Origin of the sequence: Streptomyces sp. NBC_00252 (assembly GCF_036187565.1) — a bacterium.
Taxonomy (GTDB): Bacteria; Actinomycetota; Actinomycetes; order Streptomycetales; family Streptomycetaceae; genus Streptomyces.
In genome coordinates this window covers 1,909,663-1,929,355 of record NZ_CP108087.1, presented here as the reverse complement: position 1 = coordinate 1,929,355, position 19,693 = coordinate 1,909,663, and the positions used below count along the sequence as shown (strand labels likewise).

Below are 19,693 nucleotides of genomic sequence, written 5' to 3'. Positions count from 1 at the left end.
CTCCGAATTGCGTTCACGAGGTGGGGTCCCGCATACCCGGCCCCGGACACCTCGGAACTCATCGTCCCGCAGGAACACCTGCGCGGTCTCCTGTAACGGGGGGATGTGTGAGCGACGCGACTGTCCGCCCGGGCAGCACGAGACAGGCGAGAGAGCCGGTCAGAGCCACCGCGGCGAGCATGACGAGGGCCGACTCCCGGCCGCTTCCGGCCATCAGCGCACTTCCCGCCGCGACCCCCAGCGTCGGCCCCACGTTCACCGCGGTCTGCTTCAGCCCGCCCGCCACCCCGGCCGACCGCACCTCCGCTTCCCGCACCACGACGTGGGTCCCCGCCACCATCACCGCCCCGAACCCGGCCCCGAGCAGGGCGAAACCCGCGCATACCGCGAAGGTGCCGGAAGCCCGGGACAGCACGAGAACGGCCAGGGCCACGACCACCATCGCCGCGGCGGCCGTACGACGTGCCCCGGCCCGGCGCAGCAGCACGGCGGTCGCGGGGGCCGCGAGCACCATGGCGGCGGCCAACGGCAGCCCCCGGAGGGCGCTTTGGAACGGTCCGAGTCCCATCGTGTCCTGAAGGAAATAGGTGACGACGAACAGCGTCCCGGAGAACGCGGCCGACGCGGCGAGCAGCATCCCGAGCGCACCGCGGATCGCCGCCGAGCCGACGACGTCCGGCGGCAGGAGGGGATGCGCGGTACGACGCTCATGCCGTACGAAGGCGAGACCGGCCAGTGCCGACAGGGCCAACCCGGCGGCCGAACCGGGGAGATCCACCAGCGCCTGGACGAGCGAGGCGAGGGAGAGCGCGAGCAGCAGGGCACCCAGCAGATCGAACCGGACCGCTGACGTCCTTTCCCGGTGAGGCTCCCGCGCGATCAGGGCGAGCAAACCGAACACCAGCGAAGGTACGACGTTGAGGAAGAACACGGCCCGCCAGCCCACCGCGCCCACCAACGCCCCGCCCACCAGAGGACCGGCGGCGCCCGCCACTCCGATCACGCCGGTCCGTACGGCGATCGGCATGCCCAGCCGGTCGGGCGGGAACGCGGCGCGCAGCATGCCGAGCGTGGCCGGTTGCAGCAGGGCCCCGAACACCCCCTGGACGACCCGGAGTCCGATCACCCACCCCACACCGGGCGCCAGCCCGATCCCGGCCGAGGCGACTCCGAAGCCGAGCATCCCGACCCCGAACACCCGTTGATGCCCGTACCGGTCCCCGATCCGCCCGGCCGACACCAACACACTCGCCACGGCGACGAGATAGGCGGTGCTGGTCCACTGGACCTGGGCGAGAGAAGCCCCCAACTCCCTTTGCAAGGTGGGCTGTACGACGGTGAGCACGGTCCCGTCCAGCGCGACGATCGCGGCCCCCGCCACACTGCTCGCCAGCACGATCCGCCGGTGCGCTGTCATACGGCGGCCTCCGGGCCGAGGTGGGCGTCGAGGGCCGAGCGCAGCAGGGGGGTGAAGTCGTCGGTGCCGGTGGCGAGTTGGAGGCTGCCCCAGCGCCAGAGCTGGGCGATGCCGTGCAGGTTCGCCCACAGCGCGCCCGCGACCGGGCGGGCTTCCACGTCGGGACGGGCCCGGCCGACCAGCTCCACCAGGATCCCGAACAACGGCAGGCTGGTGTCCCGCAGCCCCAAGTGCCCGCTCTCCAGCACATCGTGACGGAACATCAACTCGTACATGCCGGGGTTGTCGAGCGCGAAGTCCAGGTAGACGCGGCCCAGTGCCGTGAGTTGCGCACGCGGGCTCGCCCCGGCATCCGCCAGGTTCTCCGTCGCCCGCTCGCCCAGCTGGGCGAAACCGCGCCGCGCGATGGCGGACAGCAGTTCCAGGTGGGTGGGGAAGTGGCGGCGGGGCGCGCCGTGCGAGACCCCGGCCCGCCGGGCGATCTCACGCAGGGTGAGGGCCTGCGCGCCTTCCCTCGCGACCAGGTCGACGCCGACGTCGACGAGGCGGTCGCGGAGTCCTGCGGCTTCCGATGCTTCCGAATCAGGCATAGACACTGTCTACCAGGTGGTCGTAGACAGTGTCTACCGCCTGTCTGCCGGGGAATGGCGGATGCGCCGAGCCCGTTGAACAGTCATGACCGAGAACACGGCACAAGACGACGCTGCACTTCTCCGGCTGCTCTCCGAGGGCCACGGCGGGGTTCTGGTGACCCTCAAGAGCGACGGCCGCCCCCAGCTGTCGAACGTGAGCCACGCCTACTACCCCGACGAGCGGATCATCCGGGTGTCCATCACCGACGACCGCGCCAAGACCCGCAACCTGCGCCGTGACCCGCGCGCCTCGTACCACGTGACCAGCGCCGACCGCTGGGCCTACACGGTCGCCGAGGGCACCGCCGACCTCACCCCGGTCGCCGCCGACCCGGACGACGACACGGTCGAGGAACTCATCCGCCTCTACCGCGACGTCCTCGGTGAGCATCCCGACTGGGACGACTATCGCCAGGCGATGGTGCGGGACCGGCGGCTGGTGCTGCGGCTGCGGGTGGAGCGGGCGTACGGGATTCCGGTGGCGGACAAGCGGAGTTGAGCGCACCGCTCGACCGCCTTGCGCCCGTGTGATCGGGCGATGACAGCCGGCCCCGGGCCCGCGTGCACCGGCCGCCCCTGAAATCGGCCGGGGCACGCGGAGACCCCTACTGGCGGCGCAGGGCGGTGAGCGCCTTGGTGGCACCCTGCGCACGCAGGTTCACGAAGGCCGGTGTCACCGTCAGTGGTGTCGCGTAGGACTTCAGTGTCACCGGGCCCCTGACCGTCCTACCCCGGTTGACGTCGTACCACGTGCCCGCCGGGAGATGGATGTCCCGTGACGCCGACGCGGTCAGATTCGGCGCCGCGAGGACCGCCGGGCCCAGCATCCATTCGTCGCTGATCGTGTAACTCGCCCCGTCCTGCGGGAAGTCGAAGAACAGCGGCCGCACGATCGGGTCCCCGGTCTTCAACGTGCGGCGCACCTGGTCCCAGATGTACGGCGCGAGCCGCTCGTGCCGGGCGATCGCCTCGCGGTACAGGGCGACCGTCTGGTCGTCGTACGGCACCTGCTGACCGGTCGTCACATCCGTGGTGCCCGCAGGGGACGTCGACGCGTACATCAGCGGCATGTACGACGACGACTGCGCCCAGCGCACCAACACGTCCTTCGTCGGGGCGGGTTGGCCCAGGGAGCCGCCGATCATGTCGGTCTCGACGAAGGGGTAGCCGATGGTGGACAGGGCGAGGTTCTGGGAGACGGACGCCTGGAGCGAGTTCCAGTCGGTGCCCTTGTCTATCTGACGGACCACGAACCCGGCCTCGTGCGCCGCGCTGCCCCAGTGGACGCGGATGCCGGCGCCCTGGAGGTCGTAGGAGTCGGCGAGTTGGGAGCCGAGGCGCTGGTAGTCGGAGCCGGTGTACCCGGCGCGCGGGGCGCACTGGTCGTCGAAGAAGCGGGTGTCGAACTTCAGGCCGTCGACGCCGTACGTGTCCATCAGGGTCTTCAGGTTGCCCTGGTACCAGGCCTTGGCGGCAGGGTTGCCGAGGTCGACGATGCCGGCGGTGCCGTTCCACCAGGTGACCGTGCACGGTTTCGTCGGGTCGGCCGCGTCGTGCAGGAGGTAGTCGTGGTCGGCCGCGTACTGGTAGTTGGTGGAGTCGAGGTTGATCCAGAGGGTGACCCAGAGGCCGAAGTCGTAACCCAGGCTGTGGATTTGGGCGGACATCGCCTTGGGGTCGGGGTAGGCCTTCGGGTCGAAGGTCATGTTGCCGTAGTTGGACTCCCACTTGTCGTCGAGCTGGACGGTGTGGCCGCCAAGTCCCTTGTCGTGCAGGGCGGTTGCGTAGGCGAGAAGTTTCTCCTGGCTCACGTTCGTGTAGAACTGCGCCCACGAGTTCCACAGCGGCTTCTCGTACTGCTCGTATGTCGCGTCGCTCTGGCGCGGTGTGCCGACGATGCCGATGTAGTCGTCGTAGACCGCGCGCGGTGTCGACTCGACGAACACCGTGGCCTGGTAGGTGCTGCCCGAGTCGACGCCGAAGCGGCCCAGGCCGTCCTGGCCGGCGTTGAGGGAGACGTCCATCGTGTCGTCGGTGTCGACGTACAGCCCGGCCGAACTCTCCGTGTACCAGAAGGGATCGACCATCTGGTACGACGCCGGTCCGAAGTCCGGCTGCTCGACCTGCCCGGCGTCCAGCGGCCACGGCTGGTCGGTGTACGGGCCACCGGACGGGGTGGTGGTCTCGCCGTGGCCGTACCAGTGACCGGAGGCGGAGAGGCCGTAGACGAGGCTCAGTTCCGCCGCGTCGACTCCCTTGACGTCCCAGTCGAGTTGGTAACGGTCGGCGGTGGGGGTGAGGCGGGCCTCGACGCTCGCGCCCGGGAGGGTCGTGTCGGCCGTCAGGGTGAGGATGCCCGCGTGCCAGCGCCAGCCGGTGAGCGTGGTCGCGTGCTGCCAGGCGGAGCCCGAACCGGCCCTGAAACGGAGGGAGTCGGCGGCGGTGGCGAGGACCGTGCGGCCCGATCTTGTTGTGGTCAGGGCGAGTTGGCCGTGGGTCGGCACGGTGACGGAGTAGCCGGGGGAGCCGGACGACGGCGGGACCTTCAGCGACAGCCCGGCCTGGGAGGCGGAGACCGTTGGGCGGACCGGGGTGTTCGCCGGGGTGCCGTGGGCCGTCGACGGCAGGAACGCCAGGGTCAAGGCGGTCGCGAGGAGGCAGCCGAACTTACGGGAAAAGATGCGCACCACTCATGTCCTTCTGCGGGGGACGGGAGAGTCATGGGGTTGCCGTGCAACAGCGCTGTTCTTTTCTGCTCGTTTCGGCCGATGTTCTTGCGCGAAACGTCATCTGTCAACGGGCGCGCCCCCTGTGCACGGTCTGATCATCGGCGGCGGTACCGGCGGGATGTGCCTGGCGCACGGACTGAAGAAGGCCGGTGTCTCGGTCGCCGTGTACGAGCGCTACGGCTCCCGCCGGGACGGCCTCTACGGCTACCGCGTCGGCATCGACCCCACCGGCAACCGCGCCCTCAAGGAGTGCCTGCCGCCCGAGCTCTTCGACACCTTCGTCGCCACCTGCGCCCGGGACCCGCGCCACTTCAACGTGCTCACCCAGTCGCTGCGCACCACCGCCACCGGCGATGTCCTGGTCGCGGCGGACGGCACCCGCTCGGCCGTGCGCCGCCAGTTCCTGCCGCACGCGGAGATCAAGGACGCCGGCATCACCGCCATCGCCACCAAGACCGCCCTCACACCGGAGACCCGCGCCCTGCTGTCGGACGAGGTGCTCAACGGGCTCTCCCTGATCTTCGGGACGAAGGGCATGATCGGCATGCTCCACGTCATGGAGTTCAAGTGGGACGAGCAGGGCAGGCCCAAGAACCCTGCCGACAAAGCTCTGTTGGACAGCTGGTCGGGCCTGCAGTTCGACAACACGCGCGACTACATCAACTTGTCGGTCTGGAGCGCCCACGACCACTTCCCCGAGGACACGCACCGGCAGCGCGGCAGGCAACTCCTCGACACCGTCCTGGAGTCGACCCGTAACTGGCATCCCGACCTGCGCCGGATCGTCGAACTCTCCGACTCCGACGCCGCGTTCCCCCTGCGGATCGCCACCTCGGTCCCCGTCGACCCCTGGCCCACCACGACCATCACCCTGCTCGGCGACGCCATCCACACCATGACCCCGGGCCAGGGCGTCGGCGCCAACACCGCACTGCGCGACGCCTCTCTCCTCTGCCGCGAACCGACCGGCGCGGCAAGGGAGTCGAAGCCGCTGCTCACCGCGATCGGCGCCTACGAAGCCGAGATGATCCCCTACGGCTTCACCCGCGTCGCCGAGTCCCTCGACAACAACGGCACCAGCGGCGACGACCCCCTCTACCGCTCCGTCACCGGCCGCCTCGCGCTCTTCGCCGCCCGCAGCTTCTTCAGCGTGACCAGCAAAGTCCCGGCGCTGCGGCGGAAGTTCCTCGCCGGCATGTACGCGTACCGCGGCTCGGAGTCGGTCTGATCGAGGCGGAAGCCGGAACCCCCGGGCGGCGTCGTCAACGGAGCCCGGGGGAGCGGAAGGTGGGCAGCGACGGTCAGGCCGTCACCGTCTCCGGCTGCGACGCCTCGCGGGGCGACCGGGTGCCGAGCAGCTCCGTCGGGACCGTGTGGGTCTCGCGCGCCGAGATCGCGGCGATCACCGGCGGGACGCACAGGGCCGCAGTGAACAGCGCCACCGACGACCAGTCCGTGCCGTCAGGACCCGCGATCTGCGCGGCGAACGTCACCGCGAACCCGGCCACGGCGAAGCCGATCTGGGTGCCGATCGCCATGCCCGACAGCCGGACCCGGGTCGAGAACATCTCGCCGTAGAAGGAGGGCCAGACGCCGTTCGCGGCGCTGTAGACCACGCCGAAGGCGACGATGCCGAGGACCAGGGTGAGGGCGTAGGAGCCGGTCGAGATCGCCCAGAGGTAGAGGAACATCGTGATCGCGCTGCCGACCGCGCCGATCAGATACACCGGGCGCCTGCCGATGCGGTCGGACAGCGTGGCCCACAGGGGGATCGCGGCGAGGGCGACGAGGTTGGCGAGCGCGCCCACCCACAGCATCGACGAGCGGGACATGCCGACGGAGTCACTGGTCGCGTAGGCGAGCGCCCACACCGTGAAGATCGTGGAGACCGAGGCGATGAGCGCGCCCGCGATCACCCGCAGGACGTCCGCCCAGTGCTCGCGCAGCAGGACCACGAGCGGCAGCTTCACGACACCCTCGGTCGCGGCCTGCTCGGCGAAGGCCGGGGTCTCCTGGAGGTTACGGCGGATGAGGTACCCCGCGACCGCGACCAGCACGCTGGCCCAGAACGGAACGCGCCAACCCCACGACAGCAGCTGGCTGTCCGGGAGTTGGGCCACGGCGAGGAACACGAGCGTCGCGATGAGCTGGCCGCCCTGGGTGCCGCCCAGCGTGAAACTGGTGAAGAAACCACGCCGGTCCGGCGGCGCGTGCTCCAACGTCATCGAACTCGCACTGGCCTGCTCGCCCGCCGCGGATATCCCCTGGAGGACCCGGCACAGCACGAGCAACACCGGTGCCAGACCGCCGACTTGGGCGCGGGAGGGCAGACAGCCGATGAGGAACGTCGACAGGCCCATCAGTAGCAGCGTGAAGATCATGATCTTCTTGCGGCCGACCCGGTCGCCGAAGTGCCCGAGGAACAGCGCGCCGACCGGCCGGGCCGCGTAGGCGACACCGAAGGTCGCCAGCGAGAGCAGGGTCGCGGTCGCCGGGTCCGAGTCGTCGAAGAAGACCTTCGGGAAGATCAGGGCGGCGGCACTGCCGTAGATGAAGAAGTCGTAGTACTCCAAGGCGCTGCCGATCCAGGCGGCAGTGGCCGCCTTTTTCGGCTGCCCGACGGCTTTGGCGGGGACGGACACGGCTTGCTCCTTCGGGGGAACTCCACCGTGGGCGGAGTGAGCGGAGACGGGGAGTGTGCGGGGTGAGGCCACGGTGAGCGGCGAGTGGGGAGACGGGGGCGCCGGGTCGCGGCTAATTAACCCACTGGATAGTTAGTCTCGGTGGGTAGGGATGTTGCGCTCACGTTTCCCGGGTGTCAAGAGGGGGCGTACGGCGACTTCAGTCGGTCGCGCGCTCCGCCGTGAGGTAGGCGATCACCATGTCGCCCAGCATGGTCCGGTAGTGCTCGCGCTGCGCCGGGGCCACCAGGTCGCGGCCGAACAGGGCGCCGAAGGTGTGCCGGTTGGCGACCCGGAAGAAGCAGAAGGAACTGATCATCGCGTGCAGGTCGACGGCGTCCACGTCGGCCGTGAACAGGCCGGACTTCTGCCCCGCCTCCAGGATGCGGCGGATCACGTCGAGGGCGGGCGAGCCGATCTTGCCGAGCTTCTCGGAGGCGGCGATGTGCTCGGCGCCGTGGATGTTCTCGATGGACACCAGGCGGATGAAGTCCGGGTGCTGCTCGTGGTGGTCGAAGGTCAGCTCGGCGAGCCGGCGGATGGCGGCGACCGGGTCCAGGTGCTCGACGTCCAGGCCGCGTTCGGCCTCGCGGATCACACCGTAGGAGCGCTCCAGGACGGCGGTGAAGAGCTGTTCCTTGCCGCCGAAGTAGTAGTAGATCATCCGCTTGGTGGTGCGGGTGCGGGCGGCGATCTCGTCGACGCGGGCGCCGTCGTAGCCGGCCCGGGCGAACTCGTCGGTCGCCACGTCGAGGATCTCGGCCTTGGTGCGGGCGGCGTCGCGGATCCGCCCGTTCGGTCGTGCCGGTTCTTCGACGCTGGTCATCGGGTTCCTTCGGGCGAGGGGCCAGTGCCGGTGATTGTAGAAGCCGGGTCCCCGCGGGGGGACGCCGAGTCGGTCGCCGGGGCTTCCCGTGGGGCGTCGATGCTGATATAGCTAACGTACTAGTTCGTACATTAGTGAGCCAGTCAGGAGGGCCGCCGTGGCCGATGTCTTCAAGGACTCGTGTGAGGTCGAGGGCGGGGACGGGTTCGGGTCGGCGGGCGCGGGCGTCTCCGGGTTCGACGGCTCGGGCGGGTCCGGGCGGTCGTATCTCGTCGGGCTGATCGGTTCCGGGATCGGGCCCTCCCTCAGTCCGGCCCTGCACGAACGCGAGGCCGATCGGCAGGGGCTGCGCTACGTGTACCGGCTCATCGACATCGACGTGCTCGGTGCGGGCCCCGAGGCGGTGGGCGAGCTGGTGCGCGCCGCCCGCGACTTGGGCTTCGACGGGCTCAACATCACGCACCCGTGCAAGCAACTCGTCATCGAGCACCTGGACGGACTCGCCCCGCAGGCCGAGGCGTTGGGTGCGGTCAACACCGTGGTCTTCGAGGCGGACGGCCGGGCGATCGGCCACAACACGGATGTCACCGGCTTCGCCGCGTCCTTCGCGCGCGGGCTGCCGGACGCGCCCATGGAACGTGTCGTCCAGCTGGGCGCGGGCGGCGCGGGCGCGGCCGTCGCGCATGCCACGCTCACCTTGGGCGCCGGGCGCGTCACCGTCGTGGACGCGCTGCCCGAACGCGCCAGGGCCCTCGCCGACTCCCTGAACCGCCACTTCGGCCCGGACCGTGCGACCGGCGCCACCCCCGACCGGCTCCCCGAACTGCTCGCCGCCGCCGACGGCGTCGTCCACGCCACACCCACCGGCATGGCCGCCCACCCCGGACTCCCGTTCCCCGCGGGGCTGTTGCACCCCGGACTGTGGATCGCCGAGGTGGTCTACCGGCCACTGGAGACCCAACTCCTGCGCACCGCTCGCGCGTTGGGCTGCGCCACCCTCGACGGCGGCGGCATGGCGGTCTTCCAGGCGGCGGACGCGTTCCGTCTGTTCACCGGCCGGGAACCCGACACCGCGCGGATGCTCGCGGATATCGCGGGCCTGGCCGGCGCGGTGCCTGCGCCCAAGTAGGGCCGCGCCCGCACCACATCAGAGCCGAGCCCCCCCCGACAACCCCCCACCCGTGCCCGCCCCGATTCAGCGAGGTACTCCGATGCGTACGTCCATCGCCACCGTCTCCCTCAGCGGCTCCCTCACCGAGAAGCTCACCGCGGCCTCGCGGGCCGGATTCGACGGCGTCGAGATCTTCGAGAACGACCTCCTCGCCAGCCCGCTCCCGCCCGAGGAGATCCGCGCCCGGTGTGCCGACCTCGGCCTGGCCATCGAGCTGTACCAGCCGATGCGGGACATCGAGGCCGTGCCCGAGGCCGAGTTCGCGCGGAATCTGCGGCGGGCCCGGCACAAGTTCGAGGTGATGCGCAGGCTCGGTGCCGACACCGTGCTCGTCTGCTCCAGCGTGTCCCCGCTCGCCGAGGACGACGACGCGCTCGCCGCCGCTCAGCTGAGCCAACTCGCGGATCTCGCGCAGGAGTTCGGGGTCCGCGTCGCGTACGAGGCGCTGGCCTGGGGGCGGCACGTCAGCACGTACGACCACGCGTGGCGGATTGTCGAGGCGGCCGGGCATCCCGCGCTCGGTACCTGTCTCGACAGCTTCCACATCCTGTCCCGGGGGTCCGACCCGAAGGGCATCGCCGACATCCCCGGCGAGAAGATCTTCTTCCTCCAGCTCGCCGACGCCCCGCTGCTCGCGATGGACGTCCTGCAGTGGAGCCGCCATTACCGCTGCTTCCCGGGGCAGGGCGGCTTCGACGTCGCCGGACTCGTGCGGCACGTCCTGAGCACCGGGTACGACGGGCCGCTCTCGCTGGAGATCTTCAACGACGTGTTCCGGCAGGCGGAGGCGGGCCCGACGGCGGTCGACGCGCAGCGCTCCTTGCTGGTCCTGCAGGAGACGGTCGGCCTGTCGGAGCCGCCCGCGCCGGTCGTCCCCACGGGCATCGCCTTCGCCGAACTCGTCACGCCCGACGCGGAACCCGTCACCGCCCTGCTCACCGCCCTCGGCTTCACCCGCACGGCCCGCCACCGCGGCAAACCGGTGGACCTGTGGCAGCAGGGCGAGGCCCGCATCCTGGTCAACACCGGCCCCGCCCTGCGCAGGGACGGCACCGCCCTCGCCGCGATCGGCCTGGAGTCACCGGACCCGGAGGGCGCCGCCCGCCGCGCCGAGGCCCTCCTCGCACCGGTCCTGCCCCGCCGTCGTACCCCCGAGGACGCCCGACTCGACGCCGTGGCCGCACCGGACGGCACGGAACTCTTCTTCTGCGCACCGGACACCCCCGAACTCCCCGGCTGGCGCGCCGACTTCGCCGACACCTCCGGTCAACTCCCGCAGGGGATCGGCGCCGAGGACCCCACCCCCGGTCAACTGCCCACCGCCACAGGCGTCCACCGCATCGACCACCTCGCCCTCACCCAGCCCTGGCACCACTTCGACGAGGCGACTCTCTTCCACCGCAGCGTCCTCGGGCTCCAGGCACAGGAGAGCGTCGACGTCGCCGACCCCTACGGCCTGTTGCGCAGCCGTGCCGTCACCACCCCCGACGGCAGCGTCCGGATCGCGCTGAGCGTCGGCGCGGCCCCGGGCGAGGACGGCGCCCACGCCCAGCACATCGCCCTCGCGACCGACGACGTGGTCGCCGCGGCCCGCCGCTTCCGTGACTCCGGTGGCCGGCTGCTGCGCATCCCCGCGAACTACTACGACGACCTCGCGGCCCGATTCGACTTTTCCGAGGGCGAGTTGGTGACGTACCAGGACCTCGGCATCCTCTACGACCGGGACGCCGGCGGCGCGTTCCGGCACTGCTACACGCGGACCGTCGGCAGGGTCTTCTTCGAACTCGTCCAGCGTGAACCGGGCTACCGGGGTTACGGCGCCCAGAACGCGCCGGTGCGCCTCGCCGCCCAGCACACGGCGAAGCGACTCACTGGCGGCTGACGGTCCTGGTCACGCCGGTGACGACCGTCGTGGCGAGGATCCAGCCGGTGATGATCAGGCCGTAGGCGAGGTACTGGTACCAGCCCTCCGGCGCGAACGCCTCCTCCTGCCCGAAGGAGATCACCGGCAGCAGCAGGTCGAGCGTGTAGAACACCGGGTTGAAGTGCGGGGCCTCGGACGCCTTGAGGGCGTGCGGGTGGTGCAGGCCGTAGGCGAGGGAGCCGATCGCCAGCAGCGACAGCAGCCAGGCGCAGGCGCGCAGCGGGCGGAAGCCGTAGCCGACGGTGGCGTCCTGGACGTAGCCCCACACGCGGCCGTACCAGGGGCGGGTGCCGCGGACCCGGCGCTGCTTGGCGAGTTGGACCCGGCGGGCGGCCTGGTCGTCGCCGACGCGGCGGTAGGCGGCGGCCAACTCCTCGTAGGCGTGCGGGACATAGCCGTCGCCGTCGCGTTCCAGCATGGTCAGCCGGCGCTCGGCGGTCTCGTGCGGGATGAGTGATGTGTAGGCGAGGCTGGTCAGGAAGACCTGCTCCGGCAGCACCTCCGGCTCCAGGAGCAGGACGTCGATCTGGGCGTTGCGCAGCACGACTCCGCCCTGGACGGGCGGGCTCTCGCGCAGCCAGAGTTCGCCCATGGTGGTGCTGGAAGCCAGCAGTGCGGGACCGCCGGGGTTGGCCAGGCTCGTGTACGACAGGTCGAGCCGGCCCGCGATGCGTGCGCCGCGCAGTCCGACCCAGCCCTCCACCCGGGCCTCCCGCAACAGGAAGTTGCCCTCCACGGCGAGGACTTCGGCGTCGACGGCGGAGTCCCCGGGGTTGCGGAAGTCCACCGTGTTGAAGTTGACCGACCCGGCGACGCTCGCGCCGCTGAGCCGTATCTGCCCCCGGGTGCGCAGCCCCGCAGCCCGCAGATCGTCCCCCACGGCGGCCTGGTTGAGCTGGAGCACCGGCTCCTCGGCGTCCGGGGCGATGATCTCCGAGCCCTCCATGAACAGGCTCCCGGCGATCTTCGCCCCGGCCAGCCGCACCACCCCGCGGAACCGCGACCGGGTCAGCCGCAGCACGCCGTCGACGCGCATCGCGTGGGCGGTGAGACCGGGCAACACCGAGTCGCCGAAGTTGAGTTCACGCAGTCGGGAGGCGTAGAAGCGGGGCACGTCGTCGAAGTGGCAGTACCGCAGCCGGACGGGCTGGTCGACCGTCGCGTACTGCAGGTCGAGCCTGCCGGTGATCCGGGCGCCCGCCAGGCTCAGCGACGCTATCTCCCCTGCTTCCTGCGGCCCGTTGAGCAGCAGGGCCCGCAACACATGGGCGCGGACGGTCCGTTCGGGACCCCAGCCGGCGCCGAGGGCCACGTCCTCGTCGTCCGCCGTGCGGAAGTCCACGGACTCGCCCAACGGGAAGGCCCGCCACACCTGTTCCTCGGCCGGTGTCAGATCGTTGATCTCCATCAGGCGGGACTCTAGCCGGGGCGGGCGCGCGGGCACAGGGGACGGCGACGGCCCGGACCGCACGTCAACGTGTGGTCCGGGCCGTGGAGTTGCGCCGTTGCTACGGCCGGGTGTTCCACTCCGCGATCACCGGGCGGTCGTGCTCGGTGGACAGCCGGCTGACCGTGCCGGTCGCCAGCTGGAACAGGCGGCCGTCCGCCGCGGGCAGTCCCAGCCGCCGGGCGGTGAGGACCCGCAGGAAGTGGGCGTGGGCCACGAGGATCACGTCACCGTCCCCCAGCGAGGCGTCCACCCGCTTCAGGACCCGGTCGGCGCGGGCGCCGACCTCGTCCGGGGACTCGCCGGGGTGTCCCGCAGGACCCGGCGGCACCCCGTCGGTCCACAGGTACCAGTCGGGGCGGGTGCGGTGGATGTCGACGGTGGTGACGCCCTCGTAGGCGCCGTAGTCCCACTCGTGCAGCTCGGGGTCGGGTACGGCCCCGGTGATGCCCGCGAGTTCGGCGGTGCGTATCGCGCGGCCGAGCGGGCTGGTCAGTGCGAGAGCGAAGGCCCGGTCCGAGAGGAGCAGAGCGAGAGACCTGGCCTGTTCCTCGCCGTGCTCGGTGAGGGGCAGGTCGGTCCAGCTGGTGTGCTGGCCCGACACGCTCCACTCCGTCTCGCCGTGGCGGACCAGCAGAAGATCCCCCACGGCGCGCCTACTTGGACTCGACGGCGTGACCGCCGAACTGGTTGCGCAGCGCGGCGACCATCTTCATCTGTGGCGAGTCGTCCTGACGCGAGGCGAACCGCGCGAACAGGGAGGCCGTGATCGCGGGCAGCGGCACGGCGTTGTCGATGGCCGCCTCGACGGTCCAGCGGCCCTCGCCGGAGTCCTCCGCGTAGCCCTTGAGCTTGTCCAAGTGCTCGTCGCCGTCAAGGGCGTTGACCGCGAGGTCCAGCAGCCACGAGCGGATGACGGTGCCCTCCTGCCAGGAGCGGAAGACCTCGCGCACGTCGGTGACGGAGTGGACCTTCTCCAGCAGCTCCCAGCCCTCGGCGTAGGCCTGCATCATGGCGTACTCGATGCCGTTGTGGACCATCTTCGAGAAGTGTCCGGCACCCACCTTGCCCGCGTGGACGAAGCCGAACTCGCCCTCGGGCTTGAGGGCGTCGAAGACCGGCTGGACCTTGGCGATGTTCTCGGCGTCGCCGCCGACCATCAGGGCGTAGCCGTTCTTCAGGCCCCAGACGCCGCCTGAGACGCCCGCGTCGACGAAGCCGATGCCCTTGGCGCCCAGCTCCTCGGCGTGCTTCTCGTCGTCCGTCCAGCGGGAGTTGCCGCCGTCCACGATGACGTCACCGGGCTGGAGCAGGTCGCCCAGCTCGTCGACGACCGACTGGGTCGCGGCACCGGCCGGCACCATCACCCAGACCGTGCGCGGTGCTTCGAGCTTGTCGACCAGTTCGGCGAGGCTCTTCACGTCGGTCACGTCGGGGTTGCGGTCGTAGCCGATGACGGTGTGGCCCGCGCGGCGGATGCGCTCGCGCATGTTGCCGCCCATCTTGCCGAGGCCGATCAGTCCGAGCTGCATGTCAGTTCACTTCCTGAGAATCCTGGGAATTACGGAGCGTCCGGTACGTGGCCACGAGCGCGGCGGTGGAGGGGTCGAGCCCGGGGACGTCGGCGCCTTCGGTGAGGGCGGGTTCGACGCGCTTGGCGAGGACCTTGCCGAGCTCGACGCCCCACTGGTCGAAGGAGTCGATGTTCCAGATCGCGCCCTGGACGAACACCTTGTGCTCGTAGAGGGCGATCAACTGCCCGAGGACCGACGGGGTCAGCTCGCGGGCCAGGATCGTCGTCGTGGGGTGGTTGCCCTTGAACGTCTTGTGCGGCACCAGTTCCTCGGGCACGCCCTCCGCGCGCACCTCGTCCGGTGTCTTGCCGAAGGCCAACGCCTGTGTCTGGGCGAAGAAGTTGGCCATCAGCAGGTCGTGCTGAGCCTTGAGCCCGTCACTCAGCTCACCGACCGGGTTGACGAAACCGATGAAGTCCGCCGGGATCAACTTCGTGCCCTGGTGGATGAGTTGGTAGTAGGCGTGCTGGCCGTTGGTGCCGGGCGTGCCCCACACCACGGGGCCGGTCTGCCACTCCACCGGATTCCCGTCCCGGTCCACGGACTTGCCGTTCGACTCCATGTCCAGCTGCTGCAAGTAGGCGGTGAACTTGGAGAGGTAGTGGCTGTACGGCAGCACCGCGTGCGACTGGGCGTCGTGGAAGTTGCCGTACCAGACGCCCAACAGGCCGAGCAGCACAGGGGCGTTGGACTCGGCGGGCGCGGTGCGGAAGTGCTCGTCGACGAGGTGGAAGCCGTCGAGCATCTCGCGGAAGCGGTCCGGGCCGATGGCGATCATCAGCGAGAGGCCGATGGCCGAGTCGAAGGAGTAGCGGCCGCCGACCCAGTCCCAGAACTCGAACATGTTGTCCGTGTCGATGCCGAAGTCCGACACCTTCCCGGCGTTCGTCGACAGCGCCACGAAGTGCTTCGCGACCGCCTTGTCGTCCCCTCCGAGACCCTCAAGGAGCCACGTCCGGGCGGAGGTCGCGTTGGTGATCGTCTCGATCGTCGTGAACGTCTTCGAGGCGATGATGAACAGCGTCTCCGCCGGGTCGAGGTCACGGGTGGCCTCGTGCAGGTCGGCGCCGTCCACGTTCGACACGAACCGGACCGTCAACGAGCGGTCCGTGAACGCGCGGAGCGCCTCGTACGCCATCGCGGGACCGAGGTCGGAGCCGCCGATGCCGATGTTGACGACATTGCGGATCCTGCGGCCGGTGTGGCCGGTCCACTCGCCGGAACGGACGCGGTCCGCGAAAGCGGCCATCTTGTCGAGCACGGCGTGGACCTGGGGCACCACGTTCTCGCCGTCGACCTCGACCACCGCGTCGCGCGGGGCGCGCAAGGCGGTGTGCAGGACCGCGCGGTCCTCGGTGACGTTGATCTTGTCGCCGCGGAACATGGCGTCGCGCAGGTCGAACACACCGGTGGCGGTGGCGAGTTCCTGGAGCAGGGCGAGGGTCTCGTCCGTGATCAGGTGCTTGGAGTAGTCGATGCGCAGGTCGCCGACGGTGACGACGTACCGCTCCGCGCGCTCCGGGTCCGCGGCGAACAACTCACGCAGCTGCGGGCTCAGTTCGGCCGCGCGGTGGTCCTCCAGGGCGGCCCACTCCGGCCGCCGGGTGAGCTTGGGGGAGTCAGGCATGACGGGCGGTCTCCTTGGTGCCCTCGGCCCGGAGGGCGATGGCGTACATCTCGTCGGCGTCGAGGCGCCGCAGCTCCTCGGCGATCAGTTCGGAGGTGGTGCGGACCTTCAGCGCGAGGGTGCGGGAGGGCTGACCGGGCAGGGTCAGCGTGGCCAGCGGGCCCTCGGGGCGGTCGATGACGACCTCGCCGGCCGCGGTGCCCAGCCGGACGGCCGTGATGACCGGTCCCGCCGTGACCACACGGTCGATCTTCACCTTGAGGCGGGCCTCCAGCCAGCGGGCCAGCAGCTCGGCGGCCGGGTTGTCGGCCTCGCTCTCCACGGCACCCGAGGTGATCTTGGACTTGGCCTGGTCGAGGGCCGCCGCCAGCATCGAGCGCCACGGCGTCAGCCGGGTCCAGGCGAGGTCCGTGTCGCCGGGCGCGTAGGAACGGGACCGGGAGTCCAGCGCCACCAGCGGGTCCGCCGCCGCGTACAGGTCGGTGATCCGGCGCTGCGCGAGGGCGCCCAGCGGGTCCTTCGCCGGGACCTCGGGGGCGTCCCCGGGCCACCAGACGACGACCGGCGCGTCCGGCAGCAGCAGCGGGAGCACCACGGAGTCGGCGTGGTCGGACACCTCGCCGTAGGTCCGCAGCACGACCGTCTCGCCGGTGCCGGCGTCGGCGCCCACCCGGACCTCGGCGTCGAGGTGCGAGTTGGTGCGGTCGCGCGGGGTGCGCGCGTGCCGCTTGATGACGACCAGGGTGCGCGAGGGGTGCTCGTGCGAGGCCTCCTCGGCCGCCTTGATCGAGTCGTAGGCGTTCTCCTCGTCCGTGACGATGACCATCGTCAGGACCATGCCCACGGCAGGGGTGCCGATGTCGCGGCGACCCTGCACCAGCGCCTTGTTGATCTTGCTTGCCGTGGTGTCGCTCAGGTCGATCTTCATGGCCTGCGCCAGCTCCGTCCGTCTCGTGCGAGCATCTCGTCCGCCTCCTCGGGACCCCAGCTGCCCGAGGAGTACTGCGCGGGCCTGCCGTTCTGTGCCCAGTACTCCTCGATCGGGTCGAGGATCTTCCAGGACTCTTCCACTTCCTGGTGGCGCGGGAACAGGTTGGCGTCGCCGAGCAGCACATCCAGGATGAGCCGCTCGTACGCCTCCGGGCTCGACTCCGTGAACGACTCGCCGTAGGCGAAGTCCATGGACACGTCCCGGATCTCCATCGACGTGCCCGGCACCTTCGAGCCGAACCGGACCGTCATGCCCTCGTCGGGCTGCACGCGGATGACGATCGCGTTCTGGCCCAGCTCCTCGGTGGCACTGGAGTCGAAGGGGGAGTGCGGGGCGCGCTTGAAGACGACCGCGATCTCCGTGACACGGCGGCCGAGCCGCTTGCCGGTGCGCAGGTAGAACGGGATGCCCGCCCAGCGGCGGTTGTCGACCTCCAGCTTGACGGCCGCGTAGGTGTCGGTCTTCGACTGCGGGTCGATGCCGTCCTCCTGGAGGTAGCCGACGACCTTCTCGCCGCCCTGCCAGCCCTCCGCGTACTGCCCGAACACCGTGTGCTCGCCCAGCTTCTCCGGCAGCCGCACCGACTTCAGCACCTTGAGCTTCTCGGTGAGCAGCGCCTCCTCGTCGAAGGCGATCGGCTCCTCCATGGCGGTGAGCGCCATCAGCTGCAGCAGGTGGTTCTGGATGACGTCACGGGCCGAACCGATGCCGTCGTAGTACCCGGCGCGCCCGCCGATGCCGATGTCCTCGGCCATCGTGATCTGGATGTGGTCGACGTAGGACCGGTTCCAGATGGGCTCGTACATCTGGTTGGCGAAGCGCAGCGCCAGGATGTTCTGGACGGTCTCCTTGCCGAGGTAGTGGTCGATGCGGAACACCTGGTCCGGGTCGAACACCTCGTGCACGATCTTGTTCAGCTCACGTGCGCTCTTCAGGTCGCGGCCGAACGGCTTCTCGATGACCGCACGCCGCCAGGAACCCTCCGGCGCGTCCGCGAGCCCGTGCTTCTTCAGCTGCTGGACGACCTTCGGGAAGAACTTCGGCGGTACGGAGAGATAGAACGCGTAGTTGCCGCTGGTGCCGCGGGAGGTGTCCAACTCGTCGACGGCCGCCCGCAGTTGCTTGAACGCGGTGTCGTCGTCGAAGTCGCCGGGGATGAACCGCATGCCCTCGGCGAGCTGCTGCCAGACCTCCTCGCGGAACTCGGTCCGCGCGTGCTCGCGCACCGAGTCGTGGACCACCTGGGCGAAGTCCTGGTCCTCCCAGTCGCGCCGGGCGAACCCGACGAGGGAGAAGCCCGGCGGCAGCATCCCGCGGTTGGCCAGGTCGTAGACGGCCGGCATCAGCTTCTTGCGGGACAGGTCACCGGTGACACCGAAGATGACCAGCCCGGACGGGCCCGCGATCCGGGGGAGCCGGCGGTCGCGCTCGTCCCGCAGCGGGTTGTCCCACTCGGCGGTCAGCGCGTCGGTGATCTCCTCGACGGTCAGGTCGTGCCCGGCCGGTTTCGTGGTGGGAAGTTCCTCGCTCATTCCCCGTCGACCCCCTTGCTGCTCAGCGACTTCGCGACGGCGTCCAGCAGGTCCTGCCAGGCCACCTCGAACTTGGCGACGCCCTCGTCCTCCAGCTGCTTGACGACGACGTCGTACGAAATGCCCAGCCGCTCCACGGCGTCCAGGTCGGCGCGGGCCTGCGCGTAGCCGCCGGTCACCGTGTCGCCGTGGATGTCACCGTGGTCGGCGGTGGCGTTCAGCGTCGCCTCCGGCATGGTGTTGACCGTGCCGGGCGCGACCAGCTCGTCGACGTACAGGGTGTCCTTGTACGACGGGTCCTTCACGCCGGTCGAGGCCCACAGGGGGCGCTGCTTGGTGGCCTTCGCGCCCGCGAGAGCGGTCCAGCGGTCACCGGAGAAGACCTCCTCGTAGGCCTGGTACGCGAGCCGCGCGTTGGCGAGGGCGGCCTTGCCCTTGAGAGCGAGGGCGTCGTCCGTGCCGAGCGCCGTGAGGCGCTTGTCGATCTCGGAGTCGACGCGGGAGACGAAGAAGGACGCCACGGAGTGGATGGTCGCCAGGTCGATGCCCGCCGCGCGGGCCTTCTCCAGGCCGGCCAGGTAGGCGTCCATGACCTCGCGGTAGCGCTCCAGGGAGAAGATCAGCGTGACGTTGACGCTGATGCCCCGGCCGATGACCTCGGTGATGGCCGGGAGACCTGCCTGCGTCGCCGGGATCTTGATCATCACGTTGGGACGGTCCACGAGCCAGGCCAGCTGCTTGGCCTCGGCGATCGTCGCCTCGGTGTGGTGGGCGAGCCGCGGGTCGACCTCGATGGAGACCCGGCCGTCCCGGCCGCCGGTCGCGTCGTACACCGGGCGCAGGATGTCGGCGGCGGCGCGGACGTCGGCGGTGGTCATCATCCGTACGGCCTCTTCGACCGTCACCTTGCGCACGGCCAGGTCGGCCAGCTGCTCCTCGTAGCCCTCGCCGGAGCCGATGGCGGCCTGGAAGATCGAGGGGTTGGTGGTGACACCGACGACGTTCCTGGTGTCGACGAGCTCGGCGAGGTTGCCGGACTCGATCCGCTTGCGCGACAGGTCGTCCAGCCAGATGGAGACGCCCTCGTCGGACAGGCGCTTGAGAGCTCCCGCGGTCGCGGTCACTTCGGTCACTGTGATCAT

16 protein-coding genes are annotated in these 19,693 nt (G+C 70.3%); 4 read left to right on the top strand and 12 right to left on the bottom strand.

Annotation, left to right across the window (positions count from 1 at the left end):
- Positions 1 to 58 precede the first annotated feature (58 nt).
- Both OHT77_RS08420 and OHT77_RS08415 read right to left on the bottom strand, forming a co-directional pair.
- Positions 59 to 1,417, bottom strand: a complete 1,359-nt coding sequence (locus OHT77_RS08420) for an MFS transporter (RefSeq protein WP_328827444.1) — start codon at positions 1,415 to 1,417, stop codon at positions 59 to 61.
- A complete protein-coding gene (locus tag OHT77_RS08415; protein ID WP_328827443.1) occupies positions 1,414 to 2,007 on the bottom strand; it encodes a TetR/AcrR family transcriptional regulator in 594 nt (197 codons plus the stop codon). Before OHT77_RS08415 ends, OHT77_RS08420 begins: the two co-directional genes overlap by 4 nt.
- Positions 2,008 to 2,092: 85 nt before the next feature.
- On the opposite strand from OHT77_RS08415, the gene OHT77_RS08410 reads away from it, so the two are divergent.
- Entirely contained in the window at positions 2,093 to 2,548 is a 456-nt protein-coding gene (locus tag OHT77_RS08410; protein WP_328827442.1) for a PPOX class F420-dependent oxidoreductase, read from the top strand.
- A gap of 106 nt (positions 2,549 to 2,654) precedes the next feature.
- Here OHT77_RS08410 and OHT77_RS08405 read toward each other — a convergent pair whose 3' ends face one another.
- Positions 2,655 to 4,736, bottom strand: a complete 2,082-nt coding sequence (locus OHT77_RS08405) for a glycoside hydrolase family 31 protein (protein WP_328827441.1) — start codon at positions 4,734 to 4,736, stop codon at positions 2,655 to 2,657.
- Between the two features lie 124 nt (positions 4,737 to 4,860).
- Between OHT77_RS08405 and OHT77_RS08400 the strand changes: the two genes are divergently transcribed.
- On the top strand, positions 4,861 to 6,006 hold the full coding sequence (locus OHT77_RS08400) for an FAD-dependent oxidoreductase (RefSeq protein WP_328827440.1): 1,146 nt from the start codon (positions 4,861 to 4,863) through the stop codon (positions 6,004 to 6,006).
- A gap of 73 nt (positions 6,007 to 6,079) precedes the next feature.
- Here OHT77_RS08400 and OHT77_RS08395 read toward each other — a convergent pair whose 3' ends face one another.
- Positions 6,080 to 7,420: an MFS transporter gene (locus OHT77_RS08395; protein ID WP_328827438.1), complete on the bottom strand. Its 1,341-nt coding sequence runs from the start codon at positions 7,418 to 7,420 to the stop codon at positions 6,080 to 6,082.
- Between the two features lie 199 nt (positions 7,421 to 7,619).
- A complete protein-coding gene (locus OHT77_RS08390) occupies positions 7,620 to 8,285 on the bottom strand; it encodes a TetR/AcrR family transcriptional regulator (RefSeq protein WP_266774203.1) in 666 nt (221 codons plus the stop codon).
- 157 nt (positions 8,286 to 8,442) lie between these two features.
- Between OHT77_RS08390 and OHT77_RS08385 the strand changes: the two genes are divergently transcribed.
- Together OHT77_RS08385 and OHT77_RS08380 are read left to right on the top strand one after the other, a co-directional pair.
- Positions 8,443 to 9,414 carry a shikimate dehydrogenase gene (locus tag OHT77_RS08385; RefSeq protein WP_328827437.1) on the top strand — a complete coding sequence of 324 codons (972 nt, stop codon included), beginning with the start codon at positions 8,443 to 8,445 and terminating at the stop codon, positions 9,412 to 9,414.
- Positions 9,415 to 9,496: 82 nt separating this feature from the next.
- Positions 9,497 to 11,338: a bifunctional sugar phosphate isomerase/epimerase/4-hydroxyphenylpyruvate dioxygenase family protein gene (locus OHT77_RS08380; protein ID WP_328827436.1), complete on the top strand. Its 1,842-nt coding sequence runs from the start codon at positions 9,497 to 9,499 to the stop codon at positions 11,336 to 11,338.
- Here OHT77_RS08380 and OHT77_RS08375 read toward each other — a convergent pair.
- The 7 genes from OHT77_RS08375 to tal all read right to left on the bottom strand — a co-directional run bounded on the left by OHT77_RS08375 (position 11,325) and on the right by tal (position 19,693).
- Positions 11,325 to 12,788 carry a membrane-associated oxidoreductase gene (locus tag OHT77_RS08375; RefSeq protein ID WP_328827435.1) on the bottom strand — a complete coding sequence of 488 codons (1,464 nt, stop codon included), beginning with the start codon at positions 12,786 to 12,788 and terminating at the stop codon, positions 11,325 to 11,327. The genes OHT77_RS08380 and OHT77_RS08375 overlap by 14 nt on opposite strands.
- A 100-nt stretch (positions 12,789 to 12,888) precedes the next feature.
- Positions 12,889 to 13,476: a histidine phosphatase family protein gene (locus tag OHT77_RS08370; RefSeq protein WP_328827434.1), complete on the bottom strand. Its 588-nt coding sequence runs from the start codon at positions 13,474 to 13,476 to the stop codon at positions 12,889 to 12,891.
- Positions 13,477 to 13,483: 7 nt separating this feature from the next.
- Positions 13,484 to 14,359, bottom strand: a complete 876-nt coding sequence (gene gnd / locus OHT77_RS08365; protein WP_328827433.1) for a phosphogluconate dehydrogenase (NAD(+)-dependent, decarboxylating) — start codon at positions 14,357 to 14,359, stop codon at positions 13,484 to 13,486.
- Between the two features lies 1 nt (position 14,360).
- Positions 14,361 to 16,028, bottom strand: coding sequence for a glucose-6-phosphate isomerase (gene pgi, locus OHT77_RS08360; RefSeq protein WP_328827432.1), 1,668 nt, complete (start codon positions 16,026 to 16,028; stop codon positions 14,361 to 14,363).
- Positions 16,021 to 16,956: a glucose-6-phosphate dehydrogenase assembly protein OpcA gene (gene opcA / locus OHT77_RS08355; protein ID WP_328827431.1), complete on the bottom strand. Its 936-nt coding sequence runs from the start codon at positions 16,954 to 16,956 to the stop codon at positions 16,021 to 16,023. The genes pgi and opcA overlap by 8 nt, the downstream gene beginning before the upstream one ends.
- Positions 16,953 to 18,551 (bottom strand): glucose-6-phosphate dehydrogenase, encoded by a 1,599-nt coding sequence (zwf, locus tag OHT77_RS08350; RefSeq protein ID WP_328827430.1) that lies wholly within the window; start codon positions 18,549 to 18,551, stop codon positions 16,953 to 16,955. Before zwf ends, opcA begins: the two co-directional genes overlap by 4 nt.
- Positions 18,548 to 19,693 carry a transaldolase gene (tal, locus tag OHT77_RS08345; RefSeq protein WP_328827428.1) on the bottom strand — a complete coding sequence of 382 codons (1,146 nt, stop codon included), beginning with the start codon at positions 19,691 to 19,693 and terminating at the stop codon, positions 18,548 to 18,550. Before tal ends, zwf begins: the two co-directional genes overlap by 4 nt.